This window comes from Methanohalophilus sp. RSK (genome assembly GCF_003722075.1).
GTDB lineage: Archaea > Halobacteriota > Methanosarcinia > Methanosarcinales > Methanosarcinaceae > Methanohalophilus.
Genome location: NZ_RDSK01000014.1, coordinates 146,190 through 158,287, shown reverse-complemented (window position 1 = coordinate 158,287; position 12,098 = coordinate 146,190). Strand labels below are relative to the sequence as shown.

Annotated in this window: 14 protein-coding genes and 1 other RNA gene; 4 read left to right on the top strand and 11 right to left on the bottom strand. The window is 44.1% G+C overall.

Features of this window, described 5'->3' with window-relative positions; translation table 11 throughout:
- Positions 1-8: 8 nt before the first annotated feature.
- The gene (dph5, locus tag EFE42_RS07885) at positions 9-815 is read right to left on the bottom strand and encodes a diphthine synthase (RefSeq protein WP_123136729.1); all 807 of its coding nucleotides are present in this window, start codon (positions 813-815) and stop codon (positions 9-11) included.
- A 142-nt stretch (positions 816-957) separates the two neighbouring features.
- Here dph5 and thsA point away from each other — a divergent pair, with 142 nt between their 5' ends.
- Positions 958-2,586: a thermosome subunit alpha gene (gene thsA / locus EFE42_RS07880; protein WP_123136728.1), complete on the top strand. Its 1,629-nt coding sequence runs from the start codon at positions 958-960 to the stop codon at positions 2,584-2,586.
- 24 nt (positions 2,587-2,610) lie between these two features.
- Here thsA and EFE42_RS07875 read toward each other — a convergent pair whose 3' ends face one another.
- From EFE42_RS07875 to EFE42_RS07850, 6 genes are all read right to left on the bottom strand, one after another.
- Positions 2,611-3,189 (bottom strand): DUF2119 domain-containing protein, encoded by a 579-nt coding sequence (locus tag EFE42_RS07875; protein WP_123136727.1) that lies wholly within the window; start codon positions 3,187-3,189, stop codon positions 2,611-2,613.
- 7 nt (positions 3,190-3,196) lie between these two features.
- Entirely contained in the window at positions 3,197-3,853 is a 657-nt protein-coding gene (locus EFE42_RS07870) for an SAM-dependent methyltransferase (RefSeq protein ID WP_123136726.1), read from the bottom strand.
- A 111-nt stretch (positions 3,854-3,964) separates the two neighbouring features.
- Positions 3,965-5,050 (bottom strand): HisA/HisF-related TIM barrel protein, encoded by a 1,086-nt coding sequence (locus tag EFE42_RS07865; RefSeq protein ID WP_123136725.1) that lies wholly within the window; start codon positions 5,048-5,050, stop codon positions 3,965-3,967.
- Positions 5,051-5,089: 39 nt separating this feature from the next.
- Entirely contained in the window at positions 5,090-5,743 is a 654-nt protein-coding gene (locus EFE42_RS07860; protein ID WP_123136758.1) for a cytochrome c biogenesis protein, read from the bottom strand.
- A 111-nt stretch (positions 5,744-5,854) separates the two neighbouring features.
- On the bottom strand, positions 5,855-6,529 hold the full coding sequence (locus EFE42_RS07855; protein ID WP_123136724.1) for a heme exporter protein CcmB: 675 nt from the start codon (positions 6,527-6,529) through the stop codon (positions 5,855-5,857).
- Positions 6,523-7,266: an ABC transporter ATP-binding protein gene (locus tag EFE42_RS07850; RefSeq protein ID WP_233564775.1), complete on the bottom strand. Its 744-nt coding sequence runs from the start codon at positions 7,264-7,266 to the stop codon at positions 6,523-6,525. The genes EFE42_RS07855 and EFE42_RS07850 overlap by 7 nt, the downstream gene beginning before the upstream one ends.
- A gap of 80 nt (positions 7,267-7,346) precedes the next feature.
- Between EFE42_RS07850 and EFE42_RS07845 the strand changes: the two genes are divergently transcribed.
- The 3 genes from EFE42_RS07845 (at position 7,347) to rnpB (ending at position 8,710) form a co-directional block, all read left to right on the top strand.
- Positions 7,347-7,784, top strand: coding sequence for a universal stress protein (locus EFE42_RS07845; protein WP_123136723.1), 438 nt, complete (start codon positions 7,347-7,349; stop codon positions 7,782-7,784).
- Positions 7,785-7,903: 119 nt separating this feature from the next.
- Positions 7,904-8,302, top strand: coding sequence for a peptide-methionine (R)-S-oxide reductase MsrB (gene msrB / locus EFE42_RS07840; RefSeq protein ID WP_123136722.1), 399 nt, complete (start codon positions 7,904-7,906; stop codon positions 8,300-8,302).
- A 62-nt stretch (positions 8,303-8,364) separates the two neighbouring features.
- Positions 8,365-8,710: RNase P RNA component (gene rnpB / locus EFE42_RS07835), an RNA gene on the top strand.
- Here the strand turns inward: rnpB and EFE42_RS07830 are convergent.
- The 4 genes from EFE42_RS07830 to EFE42_RS07815 form a co-directional block, all read right to left on the bottom strand.
- Entirely contained in the window at positions 8,709-9,344 is a 636-nt protein-coding gene (locus EFE42_RS07830) for a DUF116 domain-containing protein (RefSeq protein WP_123136721.1), read from the bottom strand. The genes rnpB and EFE42_RS07830 overlap by 2 nt on opposite strands.
- On the bottom strand, positions 9,325-9,972 hold the full coding sequence (locus EFE42_RS07825; RefSeq protein ID WP_123136756.1) for a DUF116 domain-containing protein: 648 nt from the start codon (positions 9,970-9,972) through the stop codon (positions 9,325-9,327). Before EFE42_RS07825 ends, EFE42_RS07830 begins: the two co-directional genes overlap by 20 nt.
- 79 nt (positions 9,973-10,051) lie before the next feature.
- Complete coding sequence (locus tag EFE42_RS07820; protein ID WP_123136720.1) at positions 10,052-11,308, bottom strand: (Fe-S)-binding protein; 1,257 nt, start codon at positions 11,306-11,308, stop codon at positions 10,052-10,054.
- A gap of 1 nt (position 11,309) precedes the next feature.
- On the bottom strand, positions 11,310-12,086 hold the full coding sequence (locus EFE42_RS07815; RefSeq protein ID WP_123136719.1) for a disulfide reductase: 777 nt from the start codon (positions 12,084-12,086) through the stop codon (positions 11,310-11,312).
- Positions 12,087-12,098: the final 12 nt, after the last annotated feature.

The following is a 12,098-nucleotide window of genomic DNA, read 5'->3' as shown; positions in this document are numbered from 1 at the left end:
ACTTCAAATTAATTTTCTTCCCCTTCTTCAAGGATAGATTCAGGTGCATCCGCAAGTTTAACAAGGGCCTCTGCCTCGACAAAATGCAGATCTGCAGGAATAACTACAATATGCAGGGGAGAGCCAAAATCGTAACTTTCGAGATATTCAGCAAAATCTGCCTTTACAATAGGTTTTTCAGAACCTGCGTTTGCAATACCTACAGCTATTGAACCTTTTATGAGATTTTGCCCTCTTTTTTCATCTATCTTAAGCAAAAGTTCAATACCCTGATTGACCGTCATGTAACCCTTATTCATATCAATATCAAGAAATACAGCCGTATGCAGACCCAACTGCCTGTTACGCAAAATAGTATCATAGGGTGTTTCAGAAATAATGGTATTTCCCCGGCTGCTCGTGTATGGATGAGGAATGGTTGCCGCTTTGCCAAACCTGTAATTCTGGAGACCGGTCAGACCACAAATAGCGGAGACTATGGAAGCGCCGTGGATCAAACGGGTTTCAATACCCAACTCCATTGCTCTGAGCCGGATATCTACATGAGTAGTGGATACCATCGTGTCCCCACCTGTTAGAAAAGCTATATCCATCTCTTTTGCTTCTTCCAGCCACCAGGGATCTTGCTCTACTTCCTGCCTGTCAAGAACGTGTATTTCCCTGCCATACAGGTTTTCCATCTTTTCTTTATCCGCACCCATCAATCGGGAAGTATAAAATTCCACATACACCTTATCGGCATTTTTTATAACTTCAAGCCCCTTTACAGAAACATCCTTTTCATCAAATAAACCAAGTCCGACAAAATAAAGCATAGGCTTTATAAGAGCCCGCTCTATATATTAAAGGTTTTGAAAAGGCTAACAATAGCAAAGAGATACTGCGAAACGTATTTATAGAACCATAGACAGTTAGATTTCTTTATATACAGATTATTCATCAGGAGGTTCAACATCAATGCCAGGACATTACGGCGGACAACCCGCCTACATCGTAAACCCCCGCACCGAACATAAGCAGGGGAAGGATGCTTTATCCGTAAACATCGCCGCGGCAAAGGCGGTAGCAAACATTGTCAAGACCACCCTTGGACCCAAGGGAATGGACAAAATGATGGTAAACTCCGTTGGAGACATAGTCCTCACCAACGACGGGGCCATGATCCTCAAGGGAATGGATATCGAGCATCCAACTGCCAAAATGATTGTAGAGGTTGCCCGTACCCAGGAAGAGATTGCAGGTGACGGTACAACCAGTGCAGTTGTAACTGCAGGTACATTACTTGACAAAGCATCCGATCTTATAGAAGAAGGTGTGCATGCACGTGTTCTCGTAAGAGGATTCGAAAATGCATCTGAAAAAGCTCTGGAAATTCTCAATGAATTTGCCATAGATGTAACCGAAGGAAACAGAGAAGCTCTTGAAAAGATAGCCAGCACTTCTATGTCAGGAAAGGCTTCCGAAACCAATAAGGAAATACTTGCAGCACTTTGTGTGGATGCAATCCTGCAGATTAGCAAAAAGGGAAGTGTCAATGTAGACAACGACATAATCCTCAGACAGGAATCTGGAAAAAATATCGATGAAACAGAGATCCTCGATGGCATAATGCTCAATAAGTACAGGGTACACCCCGGTATGCCAAAAACTGTAAAGGATGCAAAAATTGCTATTATAGACACACCTCTTGAAACCCAGAAAACATCAAACACTTCCAAATTACAAATTAGCAATGCTGATGAAATGCAAGATTTCCTTACCCGTGAAGAGGATGATTTCAAAAAGATGGCCGACCATGTCATCCAGAGCGGGGCAAACGTCGTAATATGTTCCAAGAACATCGGTGATAAGGTGGCACATTACTTGCAAAAGAGCGGTGTGATGGGCATCCGCAGAGTGAGTGATGATGAAATCAGGAACATATCCTATGCAACCGGTGCAAAAATCGTAAAAAAGGTATTCGATCTCAGTGAAGAGGACCTGGGACATGCAGGCGAGGTCGGAGAAGAAGGAGAGTCCACCGTTGCCAAGATATTCATAAAGAAATGTGAAAATACAAAGGTAATTACCATTCTGCTTCGTGGAAGTACCGAGCATGTCACGGACAATCTGGAAAGAGCCTTTGATGACGCACTCCATGTTATCAACTCAGTCTTTGAGGATGGCAAGATCGTGGCAGGTGGCGGTGCAGCAGAAGTGGAAATTGCCCAGAGACTGCGCAACTATGCTTCAACCATAGGTGGCAGGGAGCAACTTGCAATCACTGCATTTGCCGATGCTGTAGAATCCATACCCATGGCTATTGCTGAAAACGGTGGAATGGACGCGACATCCGTAATCCTGAAACTGCGTAATGCACATGTCGAAAATCCCAATATTGGATTTGACGTCTATAGCGGCGACTATCTTGACATGGTTGAAAAAGGAATAGTTGACCCCCTGCGTGTTAAGACCCAATCTATAAGGTCTGCTTCAGAAGTTGCAACCATGATCCTGAGGATCGACGACATGATGCGGGCTCAGAAAAAAGATATGATGGATGTGAATCCCGAACATAACATCCATAACTACAACAGGCCTTTCTAAATGGCCGTCTGGCCTGTGACATATTCACAGGCCATAAAACTTTTTGTAATCCTCAATTGCTTTAAGAGCCGCAGATGGATATTCTTTTTTCAAAAAGGCAATGAAATCATCCCGACCCTTACAATCTTTAATCCTATTAAGCATATGAAGTGCAATTTCATATGATGCAGGATTTTCCCTTTGCACCTCCAGAGATAAGCAGAGAGCCTCTTTGGGGAAATGTAATCTGATGTGAGGAGAGACCGAACCAAGCAGTAGGCCTTCTTCCAACACACTGTAAGGAGGAACACCTGTTCTGGAAATACGATCCCCTCCGGCAAGTTTATGGAAATTTTGCTTTGAATAGGAATGAATCTCAATATATATCTCAGGCGCACAATTGTTCACAAAAACAGGAATTTTTGAACCTGGTCCTTTATAGTAGCCTTCCTGAAGAGTTGAGAGGTATCTACCCCGGTCAACAAGGGGCAACAGGAAAAGAGAACCCGACAATGGAGGCTGCAACTTCAGCAGGAGGCCGGAAGTGTCTTTCCATTCACCACCATGCATCCCTGCAGCAAAAAGCCTGTAAGGCCTGCCTTTACCATAAACCTTGAGCAACATAAGTCCCTCATGTCTTTTTTGCCACTACGTAAAATTCCCTCTGGGCCGAATCCAGGACTTCCAGGACCTCGATTCCCAGCGATTTAATATTTTCAACCAGGCGTTTTTTATTTCTTCCCCTGCCCAGTTTAATTACCTGAAAAATCATTCCATCTTCCCTGAGAAGGGGTAGTACCTTGCTGAGAGCCTCTATTGAAGCCTCGGGCTCAAGAGTCATATCAGTAAGCACTACATCAAAAGGACTTCCTGGTATTTTAGAAGTAGGCATCGTAAATACATCATCAAAGATTATGGTAATGTTTGGGTTTTCATAAGCCAGTCTCCCAAGTTCTGAGCGAAAATGGCGGCTGTATTCAATCCCTACTACATTCGCACCGAGTTCACATGCAAACATCAGGAAACCCCCGGCACTGGAACCCAGGTCCAATACACTGTCACCTTCTTTGATTAAATCGAACTTTTCCTGTATGTTACGAAGTTTAAAATATCCCCGGGGTTTATCGAGCCCTTCATCTACTTCTATTTCATTGAACTCGGACACTTCACGGGAAGATTTCGTTGTGACGTTCCCATCAACCTTCACATGACCTTCACTAATTGCCTTCTTGGCCCTTCCCCGGGAACTGAAAAAGCCGGTTTCTATAAGATATACATCAAGTCGCATGAGATATAAGATGTACAACGCCCTATATATAGGGTAAGTTGAGCTGCACAAAAATTAATAATGTTTATGCCCGCCGATATTTCCTGTTTATTTTTTAGAAAGATCCTGACCTTATAGGTCAAAATCATAATTGCACCTAATGCCACCCTTATCGAAACAACGGTTACATGAAACACAGCGCGCCCCTTCTGCACCTCGCTCCAGTTTTTTCACAAGGTCTGGTTCGCTGATGAACGGACGGCTCATGGAGACCATATCCGCATAAACCCTGAGCACTTCATCCATAACGGCTCTTGTGCGGATACCCCCCACCAGTATTACGGGTATACTTACAGTATCCTTTATCATCTTGGCATAACGTCTGAAGTAGGCTTCCTTTTCCTCTGAATCAACCCCGGGCTGGGACATCACAGAACCAGCCTCGACAATTCCACCACTTACCTCTATGGCACATACACCCGCTTTTTCAAGATGGGCAGCAATTTCCACGCATTCAGGTGCATCCAGGCTAATATGACCAGAATATATATCGAAACCATCAGTTGCATTCAGTTTGACCATTACAGGAAAATCGGAGGAGACATCCTCCCGGATACGGCGCACTATCTCGGTGATAATACGTGTACGGTTTTCCACAGAACCACCCCATTTATCCTCACGCCTGTTGGTATAGGGTGAAATAAAACTGCTCAGCAAAAAGCCATGGGCACAATGCAGTTGTACTCCATCAAAACCTGCCTCCATTGCCCTGCGGGTAGCATTAACAAAATCATCAATGGTTTCCAAGATCTCATCTTCTGTCATTGCCCTTGGAAGTTTACCGGTGGAACTGTCTTCAACCGCAGAGGGAGCAAGCAGAGGATAACCGTGCTGTACCATTGATTGTCGTCCTCCATGCACAATCTGGAGAACGATGTTACTATCATAGGAATGAACCCTTTCAACAATCTTCCTGTAAGGGCCTATAAAGCAGTCATCATAAATACCCTGCTGCAAACCATCGCTTTTTCCGGCAGGATTTACATAAGAATATCCTGTTACAATAAGTCCAACCTCGTTTTTGGCCAGCTCTTCATACATATCCCCTATGGCTGCTGTGGGTGTGCCGTCTTCCTCTGCCAGCCATTCATGGGTTGCTGAGCGTACAAATCTGTTCGGGATGGATAAACCTTCAATATTGATCGGATCGAATAGCATATTTCAATATTCATGCCCACAGGGGCATATATGCTTTACTCAACGACCTTTGGTCATTTCCAGTTCTCTTTCAAACTTTTCATTTTGGAACTTAAAAGAAGTAAGGCTTACAAACAGCATCACAAATGCCAGCATATTGAGAAGCAGCACAAGAAGTAAGGAAGAGCCTTCAAGCCCGCCTCCCTCCTGACCATAAAGAGAGCCTCCAAACATCAGGGGATGGGCACTTCTCCAGATGCGAATGGAAAGAAAACTCAAAGGAACTGACACAAAGGCCACAATCCCGAAAACAGCAGATAACCGGGCCCTTTTTAGAGGGTCATCCAGAGCCGTCCTGAGCATGAGATAGCCCACATACACAAGAAAAAGCACAAGGGATGTCGTTAACCGGGGCTCCCACACCCAGTACCAGCCCCATATAGCTTTTGCCCAGATGGAGCCGGTTGCAAGCACAAGGAATGCAAATATGACACCTACTTCTGCAGCAGAAAGAGATACCATATCCCATTTCGAATCATTCTCACGCAGATAGAGGATACTCGAAACAAAAACAACAAAAAAGGCCAGATAGGCAACAATTGCAATCGGCATATGGAAATAGAATATATTAAAGCTGGAATCCAGTACATTACCCGCCGAATCTTTCATGACCGGCAGATAGAAAAAAATGGCTCCAAATGCCACAATTAGCATCAGGGCTGTGAACAGGTAAAATGGTTTGGAATATTTTTCCCACTGCAACTAACATCACCGGTTTGTAAGGGTTATTTCAGATGTCTGCATGACTATGGAACTCATTGTATATTAATCCTCTACGACATATTCAAAAACCAGCATTGAAACTGCAAAGAAGACAAAGTCATAGACTACCAGCAGTCGGATAGATGACATTAAAGAAAATATATCCTCACCCCTCAACAGGCCCGACGTAGCCGAGACCGCCGGGATGATCACCGGCAGGGACAGGGGTAAAAGCAGGACAGGAAGCAGCATTTCCCCTGCACGGGCCCGTATGACAAGAGCAGATATCAGGCATCCCACCACAACAAAGCCAAAGGATCCCAGTAATATGACTATCCCTACCCAGATGATTGCAGTAAACTGGTAATTAAAGAGGACAGAAAACATTGGGATAGTAATTATCTCTACCAGTAGCATCAGCAAGAATACAAAGATGACCTTGGAGAGGTAAATTGAATTGCGGGGTATGGGGCACATTTTCAGGGCATCCATACAACCGTTCTGGACCTCTGTAGCAAAAGTGCGGTTTAAGCCCAGCGTCCCTGCAAATATGAAACATATCCAGAGCACACCCGAAGTCACAGTTGCAGTTTTGCTGGCAGAAGACAACAGGTCAGAAAAAGCAATACTAAAGATGATAAGGATCAATAACGAAAAAACAACCATCGAAATAAATATCTCCCTGGCCCTGCTTTCAATTTTCAAATCCTTAAAGGCTATATTCAGACCCTTTAGCATTTAAATTGCCCTCCATCAGAAAAACAGACGGCTTCGGCAAATTTACGTGCATTTGGATCGTTGGCTACCACATCATGAACAATATTCCCGGCCTCCATGATCAACAGACGATTGCACAGACGAAATGCCTTGTCCATATCATGAGTTACCATTATCTTCGTCATACCCGATTTTTCCACAAGGAGGTTTTCCATAAGTGAAGATGCATTCATATCAAGGCCGGTATAAGGCTCATCAAGTAATAGCAAGGAAGGGTCATGGATAATAGCCCTTGCAAGGGACAGACGTTGTTTCATCCCCCTTGAGAAATTTTTAACAGGATCTTCGGCCCTTTTCCACAGACCGACTTTCCGGATAAGATAATCACATCTCTCATCAAGAGCAGCATGTTCCATGCCATACAGTTTCCCAAAAAACAAAAGATTTTCACGAGCTGTCAGGTTGTCATACAGGAAAGTTTCATGGGAAAGCATTCCTATTCTATCCTGTACATCCTCCCTGTCTTTATCTTTTGTTCCAAAGATTTGCAATGTACCTTTGGTAGGAGAGGTCAGAGAGGCAACAATTTTCAGAAGGGTAGATTTGCCTGCCCCATTGGGACCGATAATTGCAATAAATTCACCTTCTTCCACACACAGGTTAATTCCATTTAGAGCATGTAGGCAACCGTAATCCCGGAAAATATCCTCTGCAACAAGAACCGTTTCGCCCATCATGGAATAAATGATAGTAGCCATAAATTAAGATTGTGATTATATTGCAAATACAACCAAAAGAAATATAGCATAATAATCACAAGATATTATGGGGTATATTGATGAGTACGAAAATTGAAAAGATAATGATAGCTACCGATGGGTCTGAGAATGTAAAGAATGCCGTTAGCTGGGGTATTGAACTTGCAAAAGCAACCGACGCAAAGGTCAAGGCGGTCTACGTTTTACCACCTGTAAGTGTATCTATCGCGTCTCGCGGAGAAAAGTGGGCTGATTCATTGCGCAATCACCTTAAAGATGAAGGAAAAGGTGCAACTGAATACGTTGTTGACGCCGGGAAAAAAGCAAATGTTGAGGTAGAACCTTTAATCATTGAGGGCAATCCCGCAGATGGCATCACCAAATTTGCCACGGAAAATGGGATAGACCTCATCGTGATGGGAACACTTGGTAGAACCGGTATCAGTCATCTTTTGCTTGGCAGTGTGGCAGAAAATGTGGTAAGACATTCTAAAACGCAGGTTTTGGTCGTACCCTAAGGCATCAGGCAAACGATTATGTAACCCAAACACAATGTTAGTATGGTTGCGAACGGCTGATTCAATCCTACCAAACATTCTCCATCCAGCCGTTTGCAATATCTTTACTGAGAGTTAATATGTCAGAAAACTGGAACCAAATTTCAGAAGAAGAATGGAAAAAACGATTGTCTGCAGAACAGTTTCGTATCCTCAGGAAAAAAGGTACAGAAGCACCTTTCAGTGGCAAATACAATGATTTTTATGAAAAAGGTATCTACTCCTGTGCCGGATGTGGCCAGGAACTATTTTCTTCCTCTACAAAGTACGATACAGGCACCGGCTGGCCAAGCTTCCAGGAAGCAGTATCTGAAGACAACATTGAAAGAATACCGGACTATTCCCCGGGAATGAAACGCATCGAAGTGATATGCAGCCGTTGTGGAGGCCACCTGGGCCATGTTTTTGATGATGGACCGGCCCCTACCGGAGAGCACTTTTGCATAGATTCGATTTCACTGAATTTTAATTCTGAATAAGAAAATAAAAAAAAGCCATTGCGATAAGTATTTCTATATATCCGATGAATTAGGGGCTTTGTGAGAGAGGGAGGGCAGTTTCCGGGCCTTCGGGTCTGAGGAAAGTCTCCCCACCTTCCGGACACGCGAATACCTGTAAAGGGTATCGGGCGAGAGCCCGGGCAGCCGGGAAACCGGCTCTTGCGGTTTTACCGCATGATGGCACAGAAACGATACCGACCTGCGTTAAAGCAATGATATGAAAAATTGAGGTCGCGTAGGGTACGGATGGAACGGCGAATCCTCGTGGGTGCAAGTCGAAATGGGATCAAAGTTGTTGTTCGGACAAACCCCGTTTTGGTGTGACGCTTAGCCGAATACTGCCAATGCATCTTTGCATCAACAGAAGGGAGCTTACTCCCCTCACTCACAAACTACCATCAACCGGGCCGAATTCTTCAAGAATACCTGCAATTTTTTCGTAACTTATAGAGGTATTATAACAACCATCACTTTCAAGAGGGACACCATAAGCAATAACGCCTTTATCTCGTAGAAAACGCATACCCTTGTTAATCTCATAATTACAACCAACAACCAGAATTCCATCTGCAGGCTTTTCTTTCAATACATGCTTCACAAATGAGGAACCGGTTATAATGTAAAAACGATAACCATACTTCTGCGCATCTCTTTTTAGCTGTCCAACGATACACCTGCCACATTCCTTGCATTGTATACCATATCTTGAAGCATGGGCAGGGCAATCAAGATTGCGCATACAGTGGGGAAGGAGCATTATCCTGTTACGAGTCCTTCTGAAAGCATGGTAATGAGCGATGTTTTTCAGGGAAACCATCCAGCTATCCAGAATACGGGGATCGGACAACTTGCAAAAGAAATATTTGATAGGCAGGTAGAATAAATCAAGTATCCATGCAAAAATACCTGCAAGACGTACATGCCGATTAAGGCTGATGCGGCTGACAAAAAGAGCAAGGCTACTCAATAAGACAGATATTGCCACGGCTCCTATTAGCACTTTACCTATCAGATCGTACATTGCATGCCTCCATTTTCTCAATTACAGCCTCAACGTCCACTTCTGTTTCAAAACAACCATCTTTTAAGAGGCAGATTCCCTGCACTGGCATAAATGAAACTTCTTCCATAGCCTCTGCAAGTTCAGTATAACAGGCCACTCCGATACATGAAGTAGGATGATAGTTGTTTATGATTTTCTTTATGAAACTTCCTCCGGGAATTACAAAAACGCGGAATCCACGTTTTTCAGCTTCCTCGCTGATATAACCAATGGAGCAGAGACCACATCGCCGACATTCATAACCATGAATAGGGTCACAACGCGCAGGACACCGGGCATGTCTGAGACATTGTGGCAGGAATAGAACACGTAAACCGCCACTGTTCCTAAATTCATCCAGCATTACAGCATTGCGCACTTCGATCAGAATCTCATCAACCAGGGTATCCCTGATATGGAACATTCTGCATATCCATTTGGCTGGAGTATAGAACATATAGAGAATGAAAAGCACAAAATTTGGGAAAATAATGTGCCTTTTCCTGAAACTGTATGCACCTACTATAAGTGCCAACAGTATCCCTGCCAAAGCCAAAATCATCAGGTATATGAATATCCTGCCTAAAAACTCATAGGGAATTTGCATAGCAGCAACAAGACGTAACTGATAATTTATGTAGGTTTCTAAAAAGAGAAAATAAAAGGGGTAGAACCCCTTGAGTTGATTATCTTGCCTGATCTTCACAATCAGAAAGATCGATACCAAGAGCCTCAGCTGTCAAAACAATGATATCTTCAACTTCCAGATTGTCTGCTTTGACAGAGTCCCTGCCATCACAAAGATTTCTCTTACAGAATGGACAGGCACTGGAAAGAATATCCGGATTCTTGGCAAGAGCATCTTCAACCCTTGTCTCAGCGACACCAAGTGCAAGATCCGGAATACCTGCTTTGACACCACCGCCTGCACCACAGCAGCGCTGGTTATCCTTGATACGGTCCATCTCAACAAAGTTCAGACCGGGAATACTGCGCAGGACTTTTCGTGGTGGTTCGAAGACTCCCACGTGGCGTCCCAGGTGACATGGGTCATGGTAGGTAATTGTCTTATTATCAAAGGGCTGTTTCCAGTTGATCTTGCCTTCATCGATGAGTTTGTCAAGGTACTCGGTTATGTGGATAATTTCGAATGGAAGTTCTTCACCAAGCAACCTTGGCCAATCCACAAGGGCCGTCCTGTAGCAACCCGCGCAAGCGAAGAGTACCTTGGTAGCACCCTTTGCCTTGATACCGTCTACATTTTTACGGGCAGACTTTCTGGAAATGTCTTCGATTTCGTACTGGCCGGTTCTTACAAGAGCGGAATTACAGCATTGTTCATCCTCGCCGAGCATGGTGAATGGAATATCCAGATGGTTCAGTACACGTGCGGTTGCAAAAGCAAGCTTCTTCTGCCTCAGTTCCGCGGTACAACCACCGAAATAGAGAATATCTGCTTTATCTTCTATTTTCACATCATCGGGAACCCAGCTGATACGTTCCTTGGGATCTGCCATGTATGGGTTGCCATATTCTCCTATGAGCTTGACAAACATGGGCTGTTTACCAACAGGACCATTGCCACGTTTTACGAGATTGGCACGCATTGCTTCCCAGAGTTCAACGGTATTGATACCGGATTCACAAACTGTAGCACACATTGCACAGGTGGTACATCCGTAAACATCTTCCTTGAATTGTTCAATTTCTTCCTCTGGAACCTGTTTGGGCCCAAAGAGCCGGGCACGCAGACCATAGGATTTCTTCATATATTCCTGCCAGCGCAGAATCTTGTCCCTGGGTGCAAGACCGGGTTTTTTGCCTGATGCGTCATAGGTCGGGCACCACTGTACACATTCACCACAGCGTGTGCAGGAATCGATTTCCATAAGCTGGACAGCTGTAAGGTTTTCCGTTGTAATAGACGGATTATCACGTACCATTTTATTCGCCTCCCTTGTTGGCCAAAATCGTAAGGGGTGATGCAATCATGTGGATGTATTTGCTGTACGGGATGTAAGCAATACAGAAGAGCAGGGAAATTATCACGTGGAACAGTGCAGCTGGTGGAGCAAGGTGATTTTCAAGACCCATGCCCCAGAAAGTGCCGTTCCTGATACCATCTGAAATAAAACCTGTAACAGTAATGAGTGTCAGTCCACCAAGCAGTATGGAGTCATATGCAATGGTAGCTTCACGCATTCTTGGAATAAAGAGCCTTCTTGCGATTGCAATTATTATACCTGTAAGCAGAATGTAGCTGAACAGGTCATTAATTGGACTGAGGAATTCCCTGAAGACTGCAGGTTCGGGCCCGATTCCCAGATGTGCCATGTGAAGTAATTCCACAAGGAACATTAGAAGGGACATAATAAAAAGGGCCATCCAGCCTACAAAAATGGTAATATGCATGAACCAGCGAAGGGGACTGCGGCGCATTATACGACGCTGCAATAGAATATCAAGCACAAGAGTCACAATGATATTCTGCCCATGACCATGCCCATCCTCACTCAGCTGATAGGCCAGTGTTTTCGGGAAAGTAAAGATGCTGCCTTTGGAAGGCTTTTGACCGTAACTTTCAGCACCTAATCCCCATTTTTTCAGATTTATATACATTCCATAGAGGAATATCACAATTGCGATCGTGGCCAGTATCATGACCTGCACGAATGTGATCCTCATAGCATCGGATATGCCAGCATAATATTCCATAGCCATAAATTCTATCTC